19 protein-coding genes, 1 tRNA gene and 1 pseudogene are annotated in these 23,091 nt (G+C 70.1%); 3 read left to right on the plus strand and 18 right to left on the minus strand.

The window, feature by feature from the left end; genetic code table 11:
- Positions 1-4 precede the first annotated feature (4 nt).
- The 6 genes from ACZ6QO_RS25065 to ACZ6QO_RS25090 form a co-directional block, all read right to left on the minus strand.
- Positions 5-415 (minus strand): PPOX class F420-dependent oxidoreductase, encoded by a 411-nt coding sequence (locus ACZ6QO_RS25065; RefSeq protein WP_465854031.1) that lies wholly within the window; start codon positions 413-415, stop codon positions 5-7.
- Positions 416-694: 279 nt separating this feature from the next.
- Positions 695-928 carry a DUF4287 domain-containing protein gene (locus tag ACZ6QO_RS25070; RefSeq protein WP_248961667.1) on the minus strand — a complete coding sequence of 78 codons (234 nt, stop codon included), beginning with the start codon at positions 926-928 and terminating at the stop codon, positions 695-697.
- Positions 929-1,143: 215 nt separating this feature from the next.
- On the minus strand, positions 1,144-1,932 hold the full coding sequence (locus tag ACZ6QO_RS25075) for a Bax inhibitor-1/YccA family protein (protein WP_465854032.1): 789 nt from the start codon (positions 1,930-1,932) through the stop codon (positions 1,144-1,146).
- A gap of 715 nt (positions 1,933-2,647) precedes the next feature.
- Positions 2,648-2,720: transfer RNA gene (locus ACZ6QO_RS25080), tRNA-Leu, on the minus strand.
- Positions 2,721-2,950: 230 nt separating this feature from the next.
- Positions 2,951-4,309, minus strand: coding sequence for an NAD(P)/FAD-dependent oxidoreductase (locus tag ACZ6QO_RS25085; protein ID WP_465854033.1), 1,359 nt, complete (start codon positions 4,307-4,309; stop codon positions 2,951-2,953).
- Positions 4,310-4,483: 174 nt separating this feature from the next.
- Entirely contained in the window at positions 4,484-5,278 is a 795-nt protein-coding gene (locus ACZ6QO_RS25090; protein ID WP_465854034.1) for a uracil-DNA glycosylase, read from the minus strand.
- A 177-nt stretch (positions 5,279-5,455) separates the two neighbouring features.
- Here ACZ6QO_RS25090 and ACZ6QO_RS25095 point away from each other — a divergent pair, with 177 nt between their 5' ends.
- Positions 5,456-6,079 carry a DJ-1/PfpI family protein gene (locus tag ACZ6QO_RS25095; protein WP_465854035.1) on the plus strand — a complete coding sequence of 208 codons (624 nt, stop codon included), beginning with the start codon at positions 5,456-5,458 and terminating at the stop codon, positions 6,077-6,079.
- A 15-nt stretch (positions 6,080-6,094) separates the two neighbouring features.
- On the opposite strand, the pseudogene ACZ6QO_RS25100 reads toward ACZ6QO_RS25095, so the two are convergent.
- The 9 genes and pseudogenes from ACZ6QO_RS25100 to mfd form a co-directional block, all read right to left on the minus strand.
- Positions 6,095-6,328 (minus strand): annotated as a pseudogene (locus ACZ6QO_RS25100) (Ppx/GppA phosphatase family protein); the annotation flags it as partial.
- 42 nt (positions 6,329-6,370) lie between these two features.
- The gene (locus ACZ6QO_RS25105; RefSeq protein WP_465854036.1) at positions 6,371-8,131 is read right to left on the minus strand and encodes an RNA-binding domain-containing protein; all 1,761 of its coding nucleotides are present in this window, start codon (positions 8,129-8,131) and stop codon (positions 6,371-6,373) included.
- Between the two features lie 188 nt (positions 8,132-8,319).
- A complete protein-coding gene (locus ACZ6QO_RS25110; RefSeq protein WP_465854037.1) occupies positions 8,320-9,342 on the minus strand; it encodes a Ppx/GppA phosphatase family protein in 1,023 nt (340 codons plus the stop codon).
- A 76-nt stretch (positions 9,343-9,418) separates the two neighbouring features.
- Positions 9,419-9,982, minus strand: coding sequence for a DUF501 domain-containing protein (locus tag ACZ6QO_RS25115; RefSeq protein WP_465854038.1), 564 nt, complete (start codon positions 9,980-9,982; stop codon positions 9,419-9,421).
- Positions 9,983-10,143: 161 nt separating this feature from the next.
- Positions 10,144-10,566 carry an FtsB family cell division protein gene (locus ACZ6QO_RS25120; RefSeq protein WP_465854039.1) on the minus strand — a complete coding sequence of 141 codons (423 nt, stop codon included), beginning with the start codon at positions 10,564-10,566 and terminating at the stop codon, positions 10,144-10,146.
- A 57-nt stretch (positions 10,567-10,623) separates the two neighbouring features.
- Positions 10,624-11,901, minus strand: coding sequence for a phosphopyruvate hydratase (eno, locus tag ACZ6QO_RS25125; protein WP_465854040.1), 1,278 nt, complete (start codon positions 11,899-11,901; stop codon positions 10,624-10,626).
- A gap of 336 nt (positions 11,902-12,237) precedes the next feature.
- Positions 12,238-13,239 carry a nucleoside triphosphate pyrophosphohydrolase gene (locus ACZ6QO_RS25130; protein ID WP_465854041.1) on the minus strand — a complete coding sequence of 334 codons (1,002 nt, stop codon included), beginning with the start codon at positions 13,237-13,239 and terminating at the stop codon, positions 12,238-12,240.
- Position 13,240: 1 nt separating this feature from the next.
- Positions 13,241-13,879, minus strand: a complete 639-nt coding sequence (locus ACZ6QO_RS25135; RefSeq protein ID WP_465854042.1) for a SurA N-terminal domain-containing protein — start codon at positions 13,877-13,879, stop codon at positions 13,241-13,243.
- A gap of 86 nt (positions 13,880-13,965) precedes the next feature.
- Positions 13,966-17,535, minus strand: coding sequence for a transcription-repair coupling factor (mfd, locus tag ACZ6QO_RS25140; protein WP_465854043.1), 3,570 nt, complete (start codon positions 17,533-17,535; stop codon positions 13,966-13,968).
- Positions 17,536-17,967: 432 nt separating this feature from the next.
- Between mfd and ACZ6QO_RS25145 the strand changes: the two genes are divergently transcribed.
- Positions 17,968-18,699: a class I SAM-dependent methyltransferase gene (locus ACZ6QO_RS25145; protein WP_465854044.1), complete on the plus strand. Its 732-nt coding sequence runs from the start codon at positions 17,968-17,970 to the stop codon at positions 18,697-18,699.
- A 54-nt stretch (positions 18,700-18,753) separates the two neighbouring features.
- Here the strand turns inward: ACZ6QO_RS25145 and ACZ6QO_RS25150 are convergent, their stop codons facing one another.
- Entirely contained in the window at positions 18,754-20,013 is a 1,260-nt protein-coding gene (locus tag ACZ6QO_RS25150; protein WP_465854045.1) for a hypothetical protein, read from the minus strand.
- Complete coding sequence (locus ACZ6QO_RS25155; RefSeq protein WP_465854046.1) at positions 20,010-20,540, minus strand: SigE family RNA polymerase sigma factor; 531 nt, start codon at positions 20,538-20,540, stop codon at positions 20,010-20,012. Before ACZ6QO_RS25155 ends, ACZ6QO_RS25150 begins: the two co-directional genes overlap by 4 nt.
- A 93-nt stretch (positions 20,541-20,633) precedes the next feature.
- On the opposite strand from ACZ6QO_RS25155, the gene cysC reads away from it, so the two are divergent.
- Entirely contained in the window at positions 20,634-21,893 is a 1,260-nt protein-coding gene (gene cysC, locus ACZ6QO_RS25160) for an adenylyl-sulfate kinase (RefSeq protein WP_465854047.1), read from the plus strand.
- A 15-nt stretch (positions 21,894-21,908) separates the two neighbouring features.
- On the opposite strand, the gene ACZ6QO_RS25165 is transcribed toward cysC, so the two are convergent.
- The gene (locus ACZ6QO_RS25165) at positions 21,909-22,976 is read right to left on the minus strand and encodes a glycosyl hydrolase (protein WP_465854048.1); all 1,068 of its coding nucleotides are present in this window, start codon (positions 22,974-22,976) and stop codon (positions 21,909-21,911) included.
- Positions 22,977-23,091: the final 115 nt, after the last annotated feature.

Raw genomic sequence — 23,091 nt, forward strand, 5'->3', positions numbered from 1 at the left:
CGGCTCAGCCGTGGACGTCGGGGCCGGCTCGGGTGAGGTCGATGCGGACGATCACCCGCCGGTCCCGCGTCATGGCCGCCCGGTAGTCGTCCCAGTCGGGATGCTCGCCTGAGACGGCGCGGTAGTAGCCGACCAGGTGCTCCATCGCCTCGGGCAGGGACACGACCTCGGCGGTGCCCTCGATCTGGATCCAGTCGCCGTAGAAGCCGTCGTTCATAACGCACAGCGCGACCTTCGGGTCGCGGCGGAGGTTGCGGGTCTTGGCCGCGGTCTCCCTGGTGCTGACGACCGCGTACCCGTCGGCGTCCACGCCCACCGTGACCGGGGACATCTGGGGGCGGCCGTCCGGATGGGAGGTCATCATCACCGCGCGGTGGTTGTTCCTGAGGAATGCACGGGCCTTGTCGAGATCCATGTCCCCATGATGATCCATGCTCGCCGGGAAGGACGACGGCGACTCCAGGGACTCCAGGGGAAGGGATGGGCTCGCCGGAGACGTCACGGCGGCTCTCAGGGCCTCAGGGAGGTCATGGCGGCCTGTCGAAGGGATTCCCCCGTACAGGTTCAGGGGCGGCCGGGCTGAGCCGCCGGTCAGGCCGCCGCAGGCGGACGCGTCCGCACCGGACCGCACGGGACGCCCGCACAGGAGTGCGCCCACGCCAGGCGGTGGCGTGGGCGCGAGGACTGCAGGGGCTTACATGAAGCCCATGCGGGAACGGCGCTGCCGCTCGTGCTCGATGACGATCGCGGCGGCGTAGCCGTGGGTCAGCCCGTGCTCGTCGGCGAGCCAGTTGGCCCGCTCATCACAGCGGAGGAACGACGGGCCGTTGTCGATGGCTTGGAACCACTCTGGGAGTGCGCGTCCGGTGATGTCCGGAACCCTGGCGATCAGCTTGTTCTGCGTCTCCGGTGAGTGGTTCAACGACATGGGCACCTCCATGAGTGAAGCCTCTTTTGCTCGACACTGCATCACCAGCCCCGTGAAGGCAAGGGCCCAAAAGCCAGACTTCCCTCACACGAGGTAGATCATTAGTCGCAGTCCGTGGACGTACCCATACCTGCGCTTGCCATGCCTCTTTCCGGCAAATCCCCACAAATACGGACGCCCCGCCCAGAACTGGACGGGGCGCCTCGAGTGAGGATCTAGTCGTTGTTGAAGAAGTAGCTGATGAAGCGCAGGATCTCGAGGTAGAGCCACACCAGGCTCACCGTGAGACCGAAGGCCATCAGCCACGAGTACTTCTCGGGGACGCCCGCGCGCACGCCCTCCTCGACGGCGGCGAAGTCGAGCAGCAGGAAGAAGCATCCCAGCAGGATCATCGCCACGCTGAAGATCCAGCCGATCGGGCTGTCGGAGCGCAACCCGAGGCCGCCGTTGGTGAAGATGCTCGCGATCCAGTTGACCAGCATCAGGCCGACGGCCGCGAAGCCGGCCGCGACGACGAACTTGGTGAACTTCGGCGTGGGCCGGAAGATCTTGAGCGCGTACACGGCGAGCACACCGCCGAAGGCGACCATCGTGCCCAGCACGGCCTGGAAGACGATGCCCTCGTAGACGTAGTTGTAGTAGTTGCTGATCACGCCGATGGCGATGCCGTACGCCACCGAGTAGCCCAGGATCAGCGCCGGGTTCGTGCTCTGCTTGAAGGAGACGATCAGGCCGAGCACCAGACCGACGATCACCGCGGGAGCGATCACAGCCGGGCCGAAGTTGAAGTACCAGGCGATCGCCGCGGACACCACGAGGGTGCCGAGCGTGATGAAACCGCGGACGACGACGTCGTCGACCGTCATGGGCCGCGCCGCCGTCGGCGGGGCGTAGGCCGGGGCGTTGTACATGTCCTGCAGGTACTGAGGACTGGCGGTGGGGCCGACCCGCGACTGACGGTTGTTCTGCCCCAGTCTGCTGAGAACCGGGTTCCTGCTCTGCATCACTGCCTCCACTGCGACCTGCGATCAGCCTGCTCGTCGAGCCTCGCAGGGACTGCCGCCTGTAGCAATAACTGTTCATCGGTCATGGCGGTCAGGACGACCCTGCCGTATTGCGCCGCCGGGGACCGGCATCCCGGCCTCCGGCGGCAACGTGTACAACGATCGACCCGGCACCGGAGTTCCGCCCCTCATGTTGCGTTTGCATCACCGGTGGCGCTCCGGCCGCACCCCTGTCTTCGACCGTCTTCGACCGTCTTCCGCCGTCTTCGACCGTCTTCCGCCGTCTTCCGCCGTTGTCCGTCGTCTTCCGCCGGCACGAGGGGCGCGGACCCGTGACCGATGAGCGCCCACCGAGGCGGACAGGCCACAGCGGAATGGGAGGTTCCGCCCTACCCCTAACCTCCGCTGTAGACGGATTTTTCCATCATTGTTCGGCAGTAACCCGTTTATTGATGCCTTTATTGCTCATAAGCAATTACTGTGCGTAGATCATCGTCCGGCCGGCGGCCGAATGCCCCGCCCGCGACGGACGCCGCCGCTGGTGCGGCGAGGCAATGACACAAGATGGTAACGATTGCCCCTGGGAGGCGGGGAGGCCGCCGACCGCCCGTTTGGCGGCCCGGCGATAAAGGCTCGGCACGCACGGCAAACAGGCAAGGATATGGCCAGAGGGCCGCCGTTACCGGCACGGGGACGTTTCATATACCCGGCAGAGTGCCCCCGGTGGGACTCGAACCCACACTGGAACCCTTTTAAGGGGTTTGCCTCTGCCATTGGGCTACGGGGGCGCCGTAATCATACGTAACGGACCACACTTGCGTAACGGGTCAGAGCCCACGTCTCCGCTCTTCCTTCCGTAGTCCGCAAGATAACCGTATACGTCGCATGCCCCCGCGACTCGGGCAATGAACAACAGACCGCTCAAGTAGCCCAATTCCACCACGCACCCTTGTTATGCCTACAGACAACGGTACGGCTCGCGCCCGAGGTCTTCGGGTGCGAGCCGTACCTGGACCCGTCAGCCGGTGGCGGCGGCCGCCTTGAACTCCTCACGCGGAGACTCGATCTCACCGAGTGAGAGGGTCTCGCGCTTGAAGAAGAGGGCGAGCGTCCAGTCGGCCACCACGCGGACCTTGCGGTTCAACGTAGGCACCCGGGACAGATGGTAGGTGCGGTGCATGAACCACGCAGGAAATCCGTGAAGCTTGACGCCGTAGACGTTCGCGACGCCCTTGTGCAGCCCCAGCCCGGCCACCGAGCCCGCGTACTTGTGCCGGTACTCCACCAGCGGACGGCCCCGCAGGTGGCGGACGATGTTGTCGGCGAGCACCTTGGCCTGCCGCACGGCGTGCTGGGCGTTGGGCGCGCAGTACTGCCCGGGGTTGGTCACGTCGGGCACGCCCGCGACGTCGCCGGCCGCGAACGCGTCCTTGACGCCGGCCACCGTGAGCCTGGTCGTGGTCTTGACGCGCCCGCGCTCGTCCAGCGGCAGGTCACCGGCGTTCACGACCGGGCTCGCCTTGACGCCGGCGGTCCACACGATCGTCGCCGACTCGAAGCGGTCGCCGTCGGAGAGCATCACGTGCCCGCCCTCGCAGGACTCCAGCAGCGTGCGCATCTTGGTCTCGATGCCCCGCTTGCGCAGTTCCTCCAGCGTCCACTTGCCCATCTCGGGGCCCACCTCGGGCAGGATGCGGTCGCTGGCCTCGACCAGCACCCAGCGCAGGTCCTCCTCGCTGAGGGTGTCGTAGTAGCGCACGGCGTCGCGGGCCATGTCCTCCAGCTCCGCCAGGGCCTCGACGCCCGCGAAGCCGGCGCCGACCACGACGAAGGTCAGCGCCCGGCGCCGGACCTGCGGATCGTCGGTGGAGTCTGCGCGGTCGAACAGGGAGAGCACGCGGTTGCGCAGCGCGATGGCCTCGCCGACCGTCTTGAAGCCGATCGCGGCGTCCTTCAGGCCCGGGATGGGCAGGGTGCGCGAGATGGAGCCGGCCGCCATGACGAGGACGTCGTAGTCGATCTCCTTGCTCGGGCCGGTGGGGGGCTCGAACGTCACCGACTTGTTGGCGTGGTGAACCTTGGTGACCTTGCCGTTGAGGATGCGGACCTTGGACAGCACCCGGCGCAGAGGCGCGACGACGTGGCGCGGCGACAGGTTGCCGGCCGCGGCCTCCGGCAGGAACGGCTGGTAGGTCATGTAGGACTGGGGGCTGACGATCGTGATGCGGACGCGCCCGGAACGCAGCTCGCCACGCAGCAGACGCTGCAGCCGCAGGCCCGTGTAGAGGCCGACGTACCCTCCGCCGACGATCAGGATGTGCTTCGCCTTCTGGTCCACGTGAGTGCCCCTTCGCGGCATGGTCGCTTGTGAAACCATTCACAAGGTTACGTCACGGCCCGCTATCGACGCCAATCCCCCTAGGCATCAAACTTTGGCGATTTTTCCCAAACTAGCCGCCTGAGCAGCAGTTTCTCCAGAGAAGATCTGTAAAGCTTTCCTCTAGTGACGAACTTCACTCATCCGGCCTCACCCAGCACCCGCGCGCCGCGCTCAGCCGGCCAGCGCCACCGCGCGGGTGAAGATCGCGTCGAGCATCTCTTCGGTGACCCGGCCGGTGAAGGTGTTCTGCTGGCTCGGGTGGTAGCAGCCGAGAAGCCGCACCGGCGCACCGCCGTGGGAGATCTCGACCTCGGCGCCGTGGCCGAACGGCGGCCTGCTGCGCGGCAGCGCGTATCCGGCCTGCCGCAGCGCCGGCCAGACGGCCTGCCAGGCGTACCCGCCGAGCGCCACGATGACCCGCACAGGGTCGGCGACCAGCTCCAGCTCTCTGGCCAGCCACGGGAAGCACGCCGCCCGCTCTTCGACGGTGGGCTTGTTGGCCGGCGGGGCGCAGCGGACGGCCGCGACCATGCGCGCGCCGAGCAGCCGCTGCCCGTCCCCCGCGTGGGTGCTGGTCGGCAGCGCCGCCAGGCCGGTGCGATGAAGGGAGGCGAACAGCCAGTCGCCGCTGCGGTCGCCGGTGAAGATGCGCCCCGTGCGGTTGCCACCGTGCGCCGCAGGGGCCAGCCCGACGAGCAGGATGCGCGGTTTGTCCGCGCCCCAGCCGGCGATGGGCCTGCCCCAGTAGGTCTCCCGCATGAACGCCCGCCGCTTGACGTCCGCGACCTCCTCCCGCCACTCGACCAGGCGAGGGCAGGCACGGCACACCGACTGCCGGGCGGTCAGCTCGGCCGGCGTGCCGCTGCTCGCGGCGAGCGCGGCGACCTCCTCGGGCGTGCGGGCCACAGGCGTGCCCGGCCCGGCCGGATCCTCCGGCCACCCACTACCAGGGGGAACAAAGCTCATACCCCGATCGTGCCAGCCGCCCCGCCATGCGCCGACCACTCCATGGACACCCGCGCCATGCCCCGCGGCCCTTGGCAGAATGCGTAATGCGGCACAACATCATCATTCCCGCCGCAACCGTCGAGGGACGGCCCCAGAGCCCCGCGACACCCGACCGACCGGCGATGGAGGATTCAGATGCGCATCGTGATCCCGCTGTTCGAACGATTCACCGCGCTCGACGCCGTCGGCCCCTACGAGGTGCTCAGAATGCTGCCCGAGGCCGAGGTGGTGTTCGCCGCCCCGCAGGCCGGCCCGGTCCGCGACGGCGCTGGGCTGCTCTCCCTCAGCGCCACGGTCACGCCGGCCGAGGTGGACTCCTGCGACGTCCTGGTCGTCCCCGGCGGGCCGGGCGCGCGGACGATGATGCGCGACGAGTCCTTCACCGGGTGGATCCGGCGGCTGCACGAAACGTCCACCTGGACGACCTCGGTGTGCACCGGATCCCTGATCCTCGGCGGCGGCGGCCTGCTGAACGGGCTCCGCGCGACGACCCACTGGGGCGCCGTCGAGCCGCTCGAATCCTTCGGTGCGACCTACACGCCCGAGCGCGTCGTGTTCCAGGGCAAGATCGTGACGTCCGCCGGGGTGTCCTCCGGCATCGACATGGCGCTCGCCCTGTTCGAGCGGATCGCCGGACGGACGGCGGCCGAGGCCGCCCAGCTCGCCATCGAGTACGACCCACAGCCGCCCTTCGACGCGGGATCGCCGGCCAAGGCGCCACGCGAGGCCATGGAAGCGCTCAGGTCACGCCGGCGCTGACCACGCCCGGGTCCGTCAGGAGGCCAGACCGCGGGCGATGCCGTCGAGGATGTCGTGCTCGCTCACGACGACCTCCGCGAAGCCGAACCGAGCGACGATGCGGTGGAGGATGAGCGCGCCCGCGCCGATCACGTCCACCCGGCCCGGGTGCATCACCGGGATCGCCGCCCGCTCGTCGTGGGTCATGCCGAGCAGGCTCTGGGAGATCTCGTGCACGGTGGCCGTTGGGACACGCGCCCCGTGGATGCGTGCCGAACGACGTCGTCGGTCCAACGGACGGAGACGCCTTCATCAGAAGAGGAGTTCCTCATCCCCTCCCGATGTCTTCCGAGGCCGTGAGACTCTGGCGCGGACCCTCTTGCCCGGGAAGGAAGGTCCAGGGCCGTAGCGGACGGCGGTTCCTCTCTTCTGCTCGGAAGTCCGCGTTATGATCTCGCGACCTACGAGATCACGGAGGATATCGCGCGCCTGGTAAACATCGACGTCAAAGAGACGTTGAATAGTACGACTATTCACCTCACCATAGTCCCTTATGTGATCGACGACCTTACGATCGATCTCTTCCGTCGCCCTGCTGTGATAGGCGACAGCCGCTCCCAGTCGCGCCACCACCTCACCGCGGAGTCGATATGACGGGAAGCTTCGACGCATCGTCCCTCGGGTCGGCTCCAGAATGTCGACCGGAGTCGTCGACAACCGAAGAAGACTCGCCTGGGCCTCATCGGCGGAGCGTTGGACCACGGGAGCGATCTCTTGTGCGTTGACCGTCCGCTTGCGGCAGAGAGTAAGAATTATCAGCAGGGCATCGGTGTCCTCCTGCTCCTCCATGGGCAAGGTCGTGAGAAAGCGAGCGATCTTCGTGTTGGGCGGTTGACCGCGAAAGACCACGTTCACACGATCCTGCTCTTCGGTGATCACTGGCGTGTCACGGCCCGACTTGATCATTTCTCGGTACATCCGGTCGACTCCCTGCCCCACCTCCTCCGCCAGGCCCAGGAGACGGAACGCGGCGGCCAAAGTCGGGTAGCGAGCACGGGAACCCATGGTCAGGATGTTGTTCACGGTGATGCCGTTGACCAAAGGGCCTGGGGACGTGATCCGCAGGTACTCGACCGAATGATCGACATGGACCGGAGTGCGCATACGCCAATCGCCATGGATGAACGCGTTCGCGATCGCTTCCCGCACGGCCGCTGACGGGTAGTCCTCGATTTGTATCTGCTGCCCATCCGGAAGAGTCAAAGGTGTGATCCCCTGTCGGGATCTGATCGATTGGAGAACTTCCTCGAAGGCGAGCACGAGAGGTGATTGCATTCGAAGTATGGCGTCCGCCTCGCCGGCCTGCGTCCTACGATGCTGATATACCACGAGATCAATTGACGTAGAGCCGGAGTCAGGGCACAGAAGCATCTCGCCGGCACGATTCATCGATCCGTCTTCTGCGATAAGCCTCATCGCACGGAGAAGATCGATGTCGGTCATTCGCCCATACGACTGCCGAGATACATCGAGAGAACTCTGCAAGAGGCGTCTACAGTAACGGAGCGCCAGCGGGTCGATATCCTCGATCGCCCGCCCACTGGAGGTCGCAGACCAGTCCAGCCCTCTTCGCTCCTCCGTGAGCCGACTGATATCGAGAGGTCGCATAGGCAGACACTGGTCATTTATACGCTGGTAGGCATAGCCCTTTGCTGTGGCATGGACCTCCAACCCTGCGGGCACTGTGATCACCACAAGCCTCGCGCCAGCGAAGTCGAGAGCCGTGACCTCGACCAGAAGGCTGGGGTTGGTGAGTTGATGGATCCGCCCCCGCAGCACTGCAGGGTCCAGTTGACACCCGACGAACGCCTCGGGACCCGACGCCGCGTCCGCCACTCCGACCACCACATGACCACCGCTGGCGTTCGCGAAACACACAGCCGCTTCAGCAAGGTCGTTGCAAGCCTCCTTCAGATCGGGCTTGGCCTCCTTGAAGTCCAACCGCTCGTGCTCACACTTACGCGCTGTGGCACCTTTGAGCACCGCCTCCAGGGCGCTGAGGACAAGCTCCACCTTTGACACCTCCTTTGGGGGAAGTAACACAGGAAGAGTATCCCCAAAGGACGCTCAAAGCTCGGGACCCACCGAGGACTTGGATCGAGTACTCGATGTGCGCACGCCGCTAGGTGCAGCCTCTGTGCCGGCTTGCGGAGAAGGCGGCGAATCGGCTTGGCGGCGACGATTGGAGACCAGGCTCTCGCTCAGGAGGCCAGGCTGCGGGCGATGCCGTCGAGGATGTCGTGCTCGCTGACGACGACCTCCGCGAAGCCGAAGCGGGCGACGATGCGGTCGAGGATGAGCGCGCCCGCGCCGATCACGTCCACCCGGCCCGGGTGCATCACCGGGATCGCCGCCCGCTCGTCGTGGGTCATGCCGAGCAGGCTCTGGGAGATCTCGTGCACGGTGGCCGCGGGAATGCGGGAGCCGTGGATGCGCGCCGGGTCGTAGGCCGGCAGGCCGAGGGCGATGCCCGCGACGGTGGTCACCGACCCGGCGAGACCGATCAGCGTGCGCGCCTCGGCCACCGCAACGGCTTCGGCCACCCGGTCCAGGGCCGCCTCGATATCGTCGGCCGCCGCCGCCACGACATCGGTACCCGCCGCCGCTACGGCATCGGACCCGGCACCGGGACGCTCGCCGCCCGCCCCTGTGGACGCGGCCGCCGCGAGGTGGCGCTCGGTGAGGCGGACGCAGCCGATGTCGACGGAGATCGCACTGTCCACATCGGCGGCGCCGAGGACGAACTCGGTGGAGCCGCCACCGATGTCGACCACGAGGACGGGCGGCTCGACCCCGGTGAGCCCGGCCGTGGCGCCCAGGAACGACAGGTGCGCCTCCTCAGCGCCGGTGACCACCTCGGGGTCGACGCCGAAGATCTCGCGCACGCCGGCGACGAAGTCGGCGCGGTTGGCGGCGTCCCTGGTGGCGCTGGTGGCCACCACGCGCACGCGCTCGGCGCCGTGCTCGCGGATCAGCTTGGCGTAGCCGCGCATCGCGGTGAACGTGCGCTCAAGCGCCTCGGGGGCCAGCCGCCCGGTGCGGTCGACCCCCTCGCCGAGGCGGACGATCTCCATGCGCCGCTCGACATCGGTGAGCGCGCCCGCGGACGCGCCGCCAAAGGGGCCGCTGGAGGAGTCGCCGCCGGAAGCGGCACCGTCCGCGATGTCGGCGATGAGCAGGCGGACGGAGTTGGTGCCGCAGTCGATGGCCGCCACGCGGGTCATAGGCCCTCCTCAGAGTCGTCGGAGCCGGCGAGAACGCACGAGACCGCGGCCTCCGCGAGCGGCCGGCGTCCGCGGGTCATGCGTCCTCGTCCGGGCCGGTGGCGACGCACGGGCCGTCGCCCCACCACTCGGGCAGGGCGTCGAGCGCCTCGCGACCGAAGGGGTTGACGCCCGGCATGGCCAGCTCGTGGCCCACGAGGGCGTGCAGGCACTTGACCCGGCCGGGCATTCCGCCCGCGCTCTGCATGTCGCGGGGCAGCGGTTCGAGGCCGTCTTCGGCCGCCGCCCGGTCGCGCCGCTCGATGTACAGGGCGTGCGCCCGCTCATAGGCCTCGGCCAGGTCGGGATCGTCCGCGAGCCGCGCCTGCATGCGCTTCATCAGCCCCGAGGACTCCAGCGTGCCGATGGCAGAGGCGGCCTTGGGGCAGGTCAGGTAGAACAGCGTGGGGAACGGCGAGCCGTCGGCCAGCCGCGGGGAGGTCTCGACGACGTCCGGCAGCCCGCACGGGCACCGGTGGGCCACCGTCCGCAGCCCCCGGGGCGGCCGGCCGAGCTGACGTTCGACCACGGCCGCGTCCGCCGGGTCCACCCCCGGCGCCCCTTCCTGGCCTCCGGCGGCCGTGTCGGCCGGATCGACCATCGCGCACTCCCCCTGAAACGACGAGCACGCCCGTCGGACACGCCCGCACCGAAAACCCGGACACGTAAGTATCCAGCACCCCACGACCCCCGACGCCCAGAGGACACAGAGCCATGCATCCCGAACGAGACAACTCCCAGACCGTCGTAAAGCCGTTGGGGTCAGGGGGCGGGGGTGCGGGAGGTGAGTTCGAGGCGTTCGCCGGTGCCGCGGTCGGCGGCTTCTATGGATTCCCACAGCGTCTGGTACCAGGGGGGCGCGGCCTGGGGCGTCGCCCCGGCCGCCGGCTGCCTGGTCTTCTTCGTCCTGTCGAGCAGCACGTAGCAGGTCTGGTGGCCGTCGCCGCAGTAGTGCAGCCGGCCCCTGGCGAGCTGCCTGATGTAGGCGGGGTCGTCCAGGCGCCTGCTGCGCTCGGCCAGCTCCTGAAGGTCCTTGAGCGCCTGGGCCTGCTGCCTTTCCAACTGGGCGATCTGGCGTCGCTGCGCGACGTACTCGCGCACGGGATAGGCAAGGCTCATGGCGATCGCGCAGACGACGACCGCCAGGATCGCGGCCCGCCCCGTCAACTGCGGTCGCTTCTTCATGATCCTCCCGGGTCCGTACGGCTTGCGCCCATAACCGCGCAAGCCGTACGGGAAAAACTAGCCCTGGAAGCGCGGAAAAGCTCCGCGACCCGCGTAACGGGCGACATCGTCGAGCAGTTCCTCGATGCGGAGCAGCTGGTTGTACTTGGCGACGCGGTCGGAGCGCGCCGGGGCGCCGGTCTTGATCTGGCCGCAGTTGGTGGCCACGGCGAGGTCGGCGATCGTGGTGTCCTCGGTCTCGCCGGAGCGGTGGCTCATCATGCAGCGGTAGCCGCTGCGGTGGGCGAGGTCGACGGCGTCCAGCGTCTCCGACAGGGTGCCGATCTGGTTGACCTTGACGAGCAGGGCGTTGGCCGTGCTCGCGCCGATGCCCCGCTCAAGGCGCTCGGGGTTGGTGACGAACAGGTCGTCGCCGACGAGCTGCACCTTGGCGCCGAGCGCGCCGGTGATGGCCTTCCAGCCCTCCCAGTCCTCCTCGTCCAGCGGGTCCTCGATGGACACCAGCGGGTAGGAGCGGACCAGGTCCTCGTAGAAGGAGATCAGCTCGTCCGAGCCGTGGCCCTTGCCGTCGAGGGTGTAGACGCCCTTGGAGTGGAACTCGGTCGCGGCCACGTCCAGGGCCAGCGCGATGTCCTCGCCGGGGGTGTAGCCGGCCTTCTCGATGGCGACGAGGATCAGGTCGAGCGCGTCGCGGTTGCTCGGCAGGTTGGGCGCGAACCCGCCCTCGTCGCCGAGGCCGGTGGCGTACCCCTTCTCCTTGAGGACCTTCTTGAGCACGTGGTAGGTCTCGGCGCCCATGCGGACGGCGTCGGAGAACGTCTCGGCGCCGATCGGCGCGATCATGAACTCCTGGATGTCGACGTTGCTGTCGGCGTGCGCGCCGCCGTTGAGGATGTTCATCATCGGGACGGGCAGGATGTGGGCGTTCGGCCCGCCCACGTAGCGGAACAGCGGCAGGTCGGCGCTGTCGGCCGCGGCCTTGGCCAGGGCGAGGGAGACGCCGAGGATGGCGTTGGCGCCCAGCCGGCCCTTGTTCGGTGTGCCGTCCAGGTCGATCATGGTCTGGTCGACGAGCCGCTGCTCTTCGGCGTCGAAGCCGATGATCTCGTCGGCGATCTCGTCGGTGACGTTGAGAACGGCCTTCTGCACGCCCTTGCCCAGGTAACGCTCATCGCCGTCACGCAGCTCCACGGCCTCGAACTGGCCGGTGGAGGCGCCGCTCGGTACGGCCGCACGGCCGGTGCTGTAGTCGTCGAGCAGGATCTCCACCTCGACCGTCGGGTTGCCCCGGGAGTCGAGAATCTCGCGTGCGGTAACGGCCTCGATGGCAGCCACGAAGCGCTCCTATGAGTCAGTAGCCCGGGGACGGGTCCCCGGAACCCATCACCGCACCGTCGTACGCGATGCGGTTGCGGACGGTTTGCCTCATGAGCCTATCGGTGTCTACCGGCCGGTACGGATACCGCCGTCGCCGACCGGGTGTCTGGTTGACCACACTTGAGTGAACCCGGCCACATGGCCGTCCCTGAGACGGGTTCGGTCCTCGGGGCGTCCCTGCGACGGGCCCTCAGGACGTTCCTCGGGCGGTTCTCAGGGTCCCTTGGAAAGGTTTCCCGAGCCGTCCCTAGGACGGACATCCGGGCGTCTCCAGGGCGGGTTCTCGGGGCGTCTCTAGGACGGGCTCTCGGGGCGTTCCTCGGATGGGTCTTGCGCGGGGGCCTGCGAACGCTCCCAGGCCTGTACCCGGTCGCGGTAGGTGCGGGCGGCGGCGCGGAGTTCGGCCTCGGGGTCGAGGCCGGCGGCGCGCGCCCGGCGCACCAGGTCGAACAGCTCGCGGCCGACGCCCTGGCCGATGGCCCGGGACAGCGACTCGGGGACCCCTGCGCGCTCGGCGCGGCTCTGCAGCCCGCTCGCGAGCGACAGCGCGGGCTGGCCCATCGGCACGCCGTCCAGCAGCGACCGCGAGCCCTTGGCGGCCCGCTCGGCGGCCTTGATGGTGTCCCAGTTGGCGTTGACCTCGTCGACGCCGCTGACCACCGTGTCGGCGAACACGTGGGGATGGCGCCGGACCAGCTTGTCGACGATGCCGCCCGCCACGTCGTCCACGTCGAAGCCGCCCTCCCCGGCGGAGCGCTCTTGCGCCAGGCGGGCGTGGAACATCACCTGGAGCAGCAGGTCGCCGAGCTCCTCGCGCAGGGCGGCGTAGTCGCCGTCCTCGATGGTCTCCAGGACCTCGTAGGACTCCTCCAGCAGGTAGGGCACGAGGGACTCGTGGGTCTGCTTGGCGTCCCACGGGCACTCGCGCCGCAGCCGGTCCATGACGGCGACCAGGTCGAGCAGCCGCGCCCCCGGCAGGTCGTAGGAGCCGGGGACGAGCTCGATGACCGGCGGGTCGTCCATGTCGAGCGCGGCGTGCCCGACGGCGCGCATGAGCGACTCGTCGCCGTCCTGGGCGGCGAGCCAGACCACGGTGCCGTCACGGCCCGCGCGGGCCAGGGCGGCCGGGTCGGGCGTCACCACCTCGACCGGGATGTCCTCCTCCGCCAGGTACGGCAGCAGCGGGTGGCCGGCGGAGCCGGTGAGCACCCGCCCCGAACCCAGGGCCGCCCACGCCCGCCCGCTCAGCAGGCCGGGGGCCACCCTGGGCGAGGACGTGACGACGAGGAGGGGCATGTCACTGGCCGGCGGCCGGATCGGCCGGCTGGGCGGCGGCGTCGAGCTGCCCCTCAGCGGGCTTGCCGAAGCGCACCTCGTCGATGAGGCCCTGCTGGGTGTTCCAGGTGCCGTAGCGGTGGGAGACCTGGACCGGGATGGCGTCGAGCTCGGTGAAGAACTTCTGCTGGGCGGCCTGGACGGAGGCCTGGTCGGTGAGGTTGGCGCCGTAGCGCTCGAGCGCCTTGCGGTAGATCAGCGAGGCGCGGACGCCCTTGCGGGTCTCCGACGGCGGGACGCCCTCGCCGAGCAGGCTCGGGCCGACCTTCTCGATGCCGCCCTGCTCGGCGATGAAGTCGTCGACGTCGCCCTCGGTGACGGTGATGCCGTTGCGCTGGGCGTACTGCTCGAACTTGCTGAAGAAGATGAGCTGCATCAGCACGGCGCGCGGGATCGAGGGCATCCGCAGCTGCGCCTGGTTGATCTTGGCCTGCTTCAGCGCCGCCTGGTACTCGCGCACCTCGGAGTCCAGCCGGCCGGAGCTGATGCGCTCGCCGCCGACGATGGCCGCCGTGCCGACCTGCACGGGCGAGGAACAGGCGGTCAGCGCGACGCCCGCGGCCGCGGCGGCCAGGAGCACGCGCACACGATTCGACTTCACTAGCGGTCCCTTCGACAGACGCGGGTTACTCTACTCAAACAGCGCGCCGGATCCCTCATCAGACCGGCTCGGGGCCGACGGCGCCCTCACCGGGCGCCCGCCGCTCGCGCCGGCTCCAGGAACATGGCCTCGACCAGGTCGGTGCACCACTTCAGCAGGTCCAGGTCGCGCAGCGGCTGCCCGCCGAGCGGCCGGGTCTTCGGCACCGGCACCAGCAGCGTCTCGGCGGCCACCTTGTAGAGCGCCTTGGGGTACAGCCGGTCGAGGCGGACCTGCTGGGACTCCTTGAGCATCACCGGGGCGAACCTGATGTGCTGGCCCTGCAGGGCGACGTCGGTCAGCCCGGCCTTGCGCGCGTGGACGCGGAACCGGGCGACCTCCAGCAGGTTGTCCACCTCCTGGGGCGGGCGCCCGTACCGGTCGACGAGCTCCTCGCGGACGGCGACGATGTCGGCGCCGTCGCCGACCGCGGCGATGCGCTTGTACGCCTCCAGGCGCAGCCGCTCTGAGGTGACGTAGTCGTGCGGGATGTGCGCGTTGATCGGCAGCTCGACCTTGACGTCGGCGCGCCCCTCGGCGACCTCCTCGCCCGACAGTTTGGCCTTCTGCTCCTGCACCGCCTCGGCCATCATCCGGACGTACAGGTCGAACCCGACGCCCGCGATGTGGCCGGACTGCTCGGCGCCGAGGATGTTGCCGGCGCCGCGGATCTCCAGGTCCTTCATGGCGACGTACATGCCGGCGCCCATCTCGGTGTGCTGGGCGATCGTGGCGAGGCGCTCGTGGGCGGTCTCGGTGAGCGGGGCCTCCGGCGGGTACAGGAAGTAGGCGTAGCCGCGCTCGCGTCCCCGGCCGACCCGGCCGCGCAGCTGGTGGAGCTGCGACAGGCCGTAGTTGTCCGCCCGGTCGACGATCAGCGTGTTGGCGTTCGGGATGTCCAGGCCGGACTCGACGATCGTCGTGCTGACCAGCAGGTCGAAGTCGCGCTCCCAGAACCCGACCATGATCTTCTCTAGCTGCTGCTCGTTCATCTGGCCGTGCGCGACGGCGACCCTGGCCTCGGGGACCAGCTCGCGCAGCCGCGCCGCCACCTTGTTGATCGACGACACCCGGTTGTGCACGAAGAACACCTGGCCGTCGCGCATCAGCTCGCGCCGGACGGCGGCGGCGATCTGCTTCTCGTCGTAGGGGCCGACGAAGGTGAGGATCGGGTGCCGCTCCTCCGGCGGGGTGAGGATGGTGGACATCTCGCGGATGCCGGTGAGGCCCATCTCCAGCGTGCGCGGGATGGGCGTCGCCGACATGGCGAGCACGTCGACCTGCGTGCGCATGTGCTTCATGGCCTCTTTGTGCTCGACGCCGAACCGCTGCTCCTCGTCGACGATGATGAGGCCGAGCTCCTTGAACCGGACGTCGGGGTTGAGCAGGCGGTGGGTGCCGATCACGATGTCGACGCCGCCGTCCTTGAGGCCTTCCAGCGTGGCCTTGACCTCGCCATCGGTCTGGAACCGCGACACCGGCCTGACCACCACGGGGAAGCTCGCGAACCGCTCGCCAAAGGTCGACAGGTGCTGCTGGACGAGCAGCGTGGTGGGCACCAGGACGGCCACCTGCTTGCCGTCCTGCACGGCCTTGAACGCGGCGCGCACCGCGATCTCGGTCTTGCCGTAGCCGACGTCGCCGCAGATCAGGCGGTCCATCGGCACCGCGCGCTCCATGTCGCGCTTGACCTCGTCGATCGCCTCCAGCTGGTCACCGGTCTCGGCGTAGGGGAAGGCGTCCTCCATCTCGCGCTGCCACGGGGTGTCGCCGGCGAAGGCGTGGCCGGGCGAGGCCATGCGGGCGCTGTACAGGCGGATCAGCTCGCCGGCGATCTCCTTGACGGCCTTCTTGGCGCGGGACTTGGCCTTGGCCCAGTCGGCGCCGCCCATGCGGTTGAGCGTCGGCGACTCGCCGCCGACGTACCGGGTGACCTCGTCGAGCTGGTCGGTAGGCACGTACAGCCGGTCGCCCTTGGCGTACTCGATCACCAGGTACTCGCGGGTGGCGCCCTGAACCGCCCGCTGGACCATCTCGACGTAGCGGCCGACGCCGTGCTGGCCGTGCACCACGTAGTCGCCGACCTTGAGCTGGAGCGGGTCGACCATGTTCCTGCGCCGGGACGGCAGGCGCCGCATGTCCTTGGTGGAGGCCTTCTGCCCGACCAGGTCGAGGTGGGTGAGGACGGCCACCGTGCCGCTGACGAAGCCGTGCTCGACCCGGCCGGTGGTGACGTGCACGACGTCCTTGCCGGGGGCGGTGTCCAGCGCGGGCACCAGCCGGGCGGCGACGTCCACGCCCTTGAGCAGCTCGACGATGCGCTCGGCCGGGCCGTGCCCCTCGCTGAGCAGCACGACGGCGCGGCCCTCGCCGAGCCAGCCCTTGATGTCGCCGAGCGCCCGCTGGGTGTCGCCGCGGTAGGACTCGGCCTCGCGGGCCGACAGCTCGACGATCTCGCTCTCGCCGTAGACGTCGCCTTCGCCGGCCGGGGGCGCGGGGGCCGCCTGGCCGTCGGCGGGCTGGTCGGTGGTGGCGAACGGCGCGATCGTCCACCACGACTGGCCCAGCTCGCGGGCGTGGCGGCGCACCTCGGGAAGGTCGCGGAACGCCGCCGCGCCGAGGTCGATGGGCGCCTCGCCGCCGGCGGCGGCGTTGATCCAGGACGCCTCCAGGAACTCCTGGCTGGTGCGGACCAGCTCGACGGCGCGGCCGCGGATGCGCTCGGGGTCGCACACGAACACCGACGCGCGGGCGGGCAGGTGGTCGAGCAGCAGGTCCATGCCGTCGACGAGCACGGGCGCGAACGCCTCCATGCCCTCGACCGGGATGCCGTCGGCGAGCTGGTCGAGGATGTCCTTCAGCGCGGGATGCCGGTCGGCCAGCTCGGCGGCCCGCACCCTGACCTCGTCGGTGAGGAGCAGCTCGCGGCACGGCGCGGCGAACAGCCCGCCCTCGGCCACCTCCAGCGAGCGCTGGTCGGCGACCTTGAACCAGCGGATCTCCTCGATGGTGTCGCCCCAGAACTCAAGGCGCAGCGGGTGCTCCTCGGTGGGCGGGAAGACGTCCAGCAGCCCGCCGCGCACGGCGACCTCGCCGCGCTTCTCCACCATGTCGACCCGGTGGTAGCCGTTGCCGACCAGGCGCGCGACCACGTCCTCAAGGTCGGCGTCGTCCCCCGAGCGCAGCCGTACCGGCTCCAGGTCTCCGAGCCCGGCGACGAGCGGCTGCAGCATGGCGCGGACCGGCGCGACCACGACCTCCAGCGGGCCGGCCGCGGCGTCGCCGGGGACGGGGTGGGCCAGCCTGCGCAGCACGGCCAGGCGCTGGCCCACGGTGTCGCTGCGCGGCGAGAGCCGTTCGTGCGGCAGGGTCTCCCACGCGGGGAAGACGGCGACGGCGTGCTCGCCGACCAGACCGGTGAGCGCGGCGGCCAGGTCTTCGGCCTCGCGGCCGGTCGCGGTGACGGCCAGGACCGGACGGCGCCGCGCGAGGGCGGCCACGGCGAACGGCCGCAGCGCGGGCGGCGCGACCAGGTTGACGTCCTCGCCGTCGCGTCGCAGGGCACCGGCGAGCTGCGAATCGGCGACGACAAGGTCGAGCAGTCCGGAAAGACTCATCAGAAGTGCCCCCACATGGTCATCCCCGCCTTCTTCGGCGCCTTCGGGACGGCCTGCTCGGCTGTGAACGTCCCACGTGGCGCCCCACCGCCGCACGTATCGCGCCGCACGGCCATATAGCCATATATGACGACATCGACGGCACGCGCCGGGACTCGGCTGTCCACGGCGGCACGCGCGACCCCGGCTCGTCGGAGTCCGGGGTTAACCCAAGGCTACTTCCCCACCGGGGCCGCCATGCCGGGAACCGCCCCTCCATCCCATCGAAACCCTTTGTCCGCCATGCCGGTCCGCCATGCCGGTCCGCCATGCCGCCGGGAACGCGGGCGTCAAGGGCCGCCCGTCCGGGCGGCGGGCCTCCGGAGGGCCGGGCGGAAGCTTTCGTAGGGTGTATCCAATACAGAAGGAGTCACGATGACTACTCTGAGTCACATGTCAGAGGTTCGATGGTGGCCGGAGACCCAGGGCGACGTGTTCGGGCACCGCATCCGCGAGCTGTGGACCGAGCAGCTCGGCCGGCGGCTGGACATCCTGATCGCCGGGTGCGGGCGGGGCCACGGGGTCGGCGCCGACCGCGTCGAGACCAGGGTCACCGGCATCGACGAGGACATCCCTGTGCTGCGGGCCTCCATCGAGCGCCGTGACGATCTCGACGCGCGGTTCATCGGCGACCTGCGCGACGCCCCGCTGCTGCCGCGCACCTTCGACGTCGTGCACGCCGCGTTCCTGCTCGAACGCCTGCGCAACGCCGAACTCGTGCTCGACCGCATGGTCAACGCGCTGCGGCCCGGCGGGCTGCTGCTGATCAGGATGCGCGACCGCGCGTCGGCGTACGGCTTCTGCGACCGCGTGACGCCGTGGTGGCTGCGCCGTCTCGTGTGGCGGGGCCTCGCCCCGGCGGGCGCGGTCGGGCCGCTTCGGGCGATCTACGAACAGGTGGCCTCCCGCGAGGGCATCCATTCGTACTGCCTGATGCGCGGGCTGATGATCGCCGAGGACTATTCGGCGTCCTCGGGCCCGGCCCTGCGCGGCCGGCACCCCAGGCTGGTGCGGGCCGCGCTCCGCGTCGTCGAGCACCTGTCGGGCCGGCGCCTCCCCGCGGGCCGCGACGAGATCACCCTGGTCATTCGCAAGCCGCAGAACCACTTCGCCCGCCTGATCTGAGCCGCCTCCGGGGCCGCCCGGCCCCGGAGGCGGCGGCCCCGGAGGCGGCGGCCGTCAGCGGCGGGTGAACAGCGGCCGCCAGGTTCCGGCCTCGGCGGCGTTCTCGCGGTCGGCCGAGAGCCTGGTGACCTGCTTGCCGTCGACGCTCACCAGCACCAGCCCGTTGTGGAACTCGTTCTCGCACGCGCCCGCGCAGCCGAGGCCGATCAGGTGCCCGTCGTCCGCCCAGGCGAGCAGCTGCAGCATCTCCTGGGTGCCGAAGAGCGCGCCGGTCTCGACGTCCCGCACCGCCGTCTGCGGACCGGGCGGTTTCCCGCTGTCGGCGTACAACCGCCCGTCCGGGGACAGGCCCGCGTCCTGCGAGCTCATCCATGGATGGGTCCATCCGTTGGGCGGGTCGTGCGGCCTGCCCTGAAGGTCGTAGAACACCTTCGACGGGGTCGTGCACGTCGGCTCCCAGATGAGCGCGCCGTCATGGGACCAGCCGAAAGGACCGCCGCCCATGAGGCACTGGACGCCGCTCCGCGCCATGACGGACGGGTTCTCCATGGCGTGGAACCGCGCCGTGCCGGCGTTCACGTCCACGACGTGGTACCCCGTGCGGTCGTTGCTCAGCTCGTCGATCGACACCGGCCCGGACGACCGTTCGATGCGGACCCGGGGATCCTTGTCATAGGCGGTGGTGAGGAGTTTCGTCCCGTCCGGTGACCAGGTGACCATGCCGACCGGATGATCCAGGTCGATCCACTTCACGACCTCGCGGGTGGCCGTGTCCAGTACGCCGACCCGCCGGGTGGGCAGCTCGTCCTCCAGCACCGCGGCGTACCTGAGCCCCGGCGCGACGTCCAGCGCCGCCCATGGCGTCTTCTCGTAGTTCTCGGTGGACGGGTTGTACAGGTACCAGGTGGAGCGGTAGCGCACCGCGCCGTCCGGGAGCTTCTCCGCGCGGTCGATGTAGTACGCGGACACGGCCGTCCGTCCCGCCGCGATGAGCTTCAACGGCGGAGAGTGCCCGGTGTCCGTGCGCACGTCAGTGTCCGCCGGTTCGGCCGGGGCCACGCTGATCCGGACATCGCCCGACGGGTCGGCCGGCACCGCGGTCACCGGGGCGCGGTCGTCCCGCACAAGCTGGGGCACGGCGACGGCGGCGGTGACGACCGCCGCGGTCAGCCCGACCGTCAGCGCCGCCACCCTGAACCGGTGCCGGGCACGCCCCCGCAGCGCCCGGTCGGCGAGGCCGGCGAGGTCGTGCGGCGTCACGGCGTCCTTGGACCAGTCTCGAAGGGTGTCCGACAGCAGGGTCGGCGACTTCATGAGATGACCTCCTCGAAGGAGTGGCGCGGTGCACGGAGGTCGGCGAGCTCGGGCGCGGCGGCGCGCAGGCGGGCGAGCGAACGGTGCGCCGTGCTGCGCACCGTCCCGACCGAGCAGCCCATGATCTGGGCCACCTCGGCCTCCGGCAGGTCCTCGAAGTACCGGAGCACCAGCACGGCGCGCTGGCGCGAGGTCAGCCGGGCCAGCGCGTGGCGCAGCACGAGTTTCAGGTCGGCCGCGTGCGTGTCGTCGTGGCCGGGCACTTCGGGCGCCTCGGCCACCATCGTCTCCCGGCGCGTGGAGGCGAGCCGCCACCAGCTCACCTGCTGGCGGTACATCGCCCGCCGCACGTACGCCTCCGGCTCGTCGATGCGGGACCATCGGACGGCGACCTTGGCCAGGACCGTCTGCAGCAGGTCCTCGGCCGCGTGCTGGTCGCCGCCGGTCAGCAGATATCCCAGCCTCATCAACGCGGGCGACCTCGCCGACACGAACTCGCGGAAACGTCGCTCCTCGGCAACGTCCACGATCACCTCCAAGAAGTCGTCGTCGGCCCCTAGGACGCCGCCCGCCCGCCCCGGCTATGTCCCGCTCGTCTCGGAGGTCAATATCCTGTCCCGGTGGGAAACGTGGAGCAGACGACGGCGAACCCTGACCCGAGCCCCGAATGGGCGCCCGACGCGCGCGAGCTCGCCGACCTCGAGCTCCTGCTCTCCGGCGCGTTCGCCCCGCTCACAGGGTTCCTGGGCTCGGCGGACGCCGCGTCGGTCACCGAGAACGGCCGCCTGGCCGACGGCACGCCGTGGCCCGACCCGGTCACGCTCATGCTGCCGCACGACCACCCCGTCTCGGCCGGCGACGAACTCACCCTGCGCGACCCCGAGGGCGCCGCGGTCGCCGTCCTCAGCGTGACCGAGCGCACGGCCGACGGCATGGTCGCCGGCCCGGTCAAATCGCTCGGCGCGCCCGAGCACGGCCCCTTCGCCCGTCTGCGGCGCTCTCCGGCGCAGGTGCGGGCCGAGCTGGGCGAGCGTCCCGTCCTCGCCGTCACCATGCGGGGGCCGCTGGACGACCTGGACGAGATCACCGCCACCGCCCGCGAACTGGACGCGGTGATCCTGCTGCTGCCCCTGGCCTTCGGCGAGGGCGGCCCCGCCGTCGTCCGGGCCGCGCTCAAGGCGCGCGACCGCCTGCCCGCGGGCACGACCGTCGCCGTGGTGCCGCTGGCCCCGCGCGAGCCCGAGATCGACCTTGAGCTGCGCGAGCACATCGCCACCGCGTACGGGGCCGTCGAGCACCTGGCCGGCCCCGAGCCGGTCACGCTCCCCGGACCGCCGCACCGGCGCGGCCTGGTGGTGTTCTTCACCGGCCTGTCCGGGTCGGGCAAGTCGACGATCGCGCGCGGCCTGCACGACGCGCTGCTCGAACGCGGCACCCGCACGGTGACCTACCTGGACGGCGACGTCGTGCGGCGGCTGCTGTCGGCGGGGCTCACCTTCTCAAGGCAGGACCGCGACCTCAACATCCGGCGCATCGGCTACGTCGCCGCCGAGGTCGCCCGGCACGGGGGGCTGGCCATCTGCGCGCCGATCGCCCCGTTCGCGGCGACGCGCGGCGAGGTGCGCCACATGGTCGAGGCGGTCGGCGCCGATTTCGTGCTGGTGCACGTCGCCACGCCGCTCGCCGAATGCGAGCGCCGCGACCGCAAGGGGCTGTACGCCAAGGCGCGCGCCGGGCTCATCCCCGAGTTCACCGGTATCTCCTCCCCCTACGAGGAGCCCGACGACGCCGACCTGACGCTCGACACCACCGGCACGACGGTCGAGCACGGGGTCGGGCGGGTGCTCGACCTGCTCACCGCCGGCGGGTGGCTCCGCTGACGCCCGCGCCCCGGCTCAGTGGTCGGGGACGGGGGTGGAGCTGAAGTACGGCGCGCGGGCCAGCTCGGTGAAGGCCCGCCGGGCGGCGACCGTCGAGTCGAAGCGCGTGTCGCCGCGGGGCGCCCTCGGCGAGTCGAAGTACACCAGTGCCTTGATCTGCGGGTATCCCTTGATCTGGCGGCGCACCGAGTTGAAGAACGACACCTTGAACGCCGGCTCGTCCTGCCGCTCGAAGGCTCCCCACTCGGCCACCATGATGGGCTTGCCGGGGAAGCGGGCCTGCGTCCATCGGTAGAAGCCAGGCCAGCCGGCGTGGTCCTCGCGGGTCTTGTCCACCAGGTTGGCGAAGTCGTTCACCCGGCGGTCGGCGTAAGGATCCAGGCCGATCCAGTCGACCACGTCGTCACCGGGATAGAGCCGCTCGAACCACGGCTTGGACGCCCAGTTCGGCGCGCCCATGTACGTCATGACCGTGACGGCGTTCTTGACCCCCCGCTCGCGCAGGCGCAGCACGACGTGGCGGTACATGGCGGCGTAGTCCTCGGCGGTCATCCCCGACCCCGGGCGCGGGCGCACGTCGTTCTCGGGTTCGTGGTGGACGGTGAGGAAGAAGCGCTCGGGCAGCGTGCGCCTGATGCGCCGCGCCGCGCGGTCGATGCGGTCGTCGATCGCGCCGCCGGCGATGTCGGCCCATGTGTGGCGCAGCGAGGGCTTCCAGTTGATCAGCAGGATGCGTTTCCTGGCCAGCCGCCGCTCCTGCGGCGTGGGGAACGGCTCGCCGCCCCGGTGGTAGACGTGCAGGATGTCGGCCCTGCGGCCCATGCGCTCCTCGGCGGCGGCGATGGCCTGCTCGGGAGGCCGGCCCGCGAAGACATCCGGGGCGACTCCCCACCAGGCGCCGCAGCTCGGGATCAGCTTCGCGGTGGCCACGCAGCCGGGGGCGCCGTCCGTGGCGGTCATGCCTGCGCCCGGGACGCGGTCTCCCACGACGGCGGGCTGCGGGGGCTTCGCGGAGGCCACGGCGTAGACGATCAGGCCGCAGCCGGCGGCGAGCCCGGTGCCGAAAAACCATATTCCCGTCACTTTTCGCAAGGCACTCAAACCCCCTTCTCCCCGGTTTTCTCCGAAGACTGGTATTCACCTTCCCACTAATCGGGGCCGGGCCGCCGGGAACTCGGCGTCCCGTCGGACGACAGCC

The organism is Sphaerisporangium sp. NPDC049457 (assembly GCF_055586705.1).

What these genes read in the sequence shown, in the direction of transcription:
- ACZ6QO_RS25065 (WP_465854031.1), bottom strand. Translation starts at nt 415, where the DNA reads ATGGATCTCGACAAGGCCCGTGCATTCCTCAGGAACAACCACCGCGCG.
- ACZ6QO_RS25070 (WP_248961667.1), bottom strand. Translation starts at nt 928, where the DNA reads ATGTCGTTGAACCACTCACCGGAGACGCAGAACAAGCTGATCGCCAGG.
- ACZ6QO_RS25075 (WP_465854032.1), bottom strand. Translation starts at nt 1,932, where the DNA reads ATGCAGAGCAGGAACCCGGTTCTCAGCAGACTGGGGCAGAACAACCGT.
- ACZ6QO_RS25085 (WP_465854033.1), bottom strand. Translation starts at nt 4,309, where the DNA reads ATGGTTTCACAAGCGACCATGCCGCGAAGGGGCACTCACGTGGACCAG.
- ACZ6QO_RS25090 (WP_465854034.1), bottom strand. Translation starts at nt 5,278, where the DNA reads ATGAGCTTTGTTCCCCCTGGTAGTGGGTGGCCGGAGGATCCGGCCGGG.
- ACZ6QO_RS25095 (WP_465854035.1), top strand. Translation starts at nt 5,456, where the DNA reads ATGCGCATCGTGATCCCGCTGTTCGAACGATTCACCGCGCTCGACGCC.
- ACZ6QO_RS25110 (WP_465854037.1), bottom strand. Translation starts at nt 9,342, where the DNA reads ATGACCCGCGTGGCGGCCATCGACTGCGGCACCAACTCCGTCCGCCTG.
- ACZ6QO_RS25115 (WP_465854038.1), bottom strand. Translation starts at nt 9,982, where the DNA reads ATGGTCGATCCGGCCGACACGGCCGCCGGAGGCCAGGAAGGGGCGCCG.
- ACZ6QO_RS25120 (WP_465854039.1), bottom strand. Translation starts at nt 10,566, where the DNA reads ATGAAGAAGCGACCGCAGTTGACGGGGCGGGCCGCGATCCTGGCGGTC.
- ACZ6QO_RS25130 (WP_465854041.1), bottom strand. Translation starts at nt 13,239, where the DNA reads ATGCCCCTCCTCGTCGTCACGTCCTCGCCCAGGGTGGCCCCCGGCCTG.
- mfd (WP_465854043.1), bottom strand. Translation starts at nt 17,535, where the DNA reads ATGAGTCTTTCCGGACTGCTCGACCTTGTCGTCGCCGATTCGCAGCTC.
- ACZ6QO_RS25145 (WP_465854044.1), top strand. Translation starts at nt 17,968, where the DNA reads ATGTCAGAGGTTCGATGGTGGCCGGAGACCCAGGGCGACGTGTTCGGG.
- ACZ6QO_RS25150 (WP_465854045.1), bottom strand. Translation starts at nt 20,013, where the DNA reads ATGAAGTCGCCGACCCTGCTGTCGGACACCCTTCGAGACTGGTCCAAG.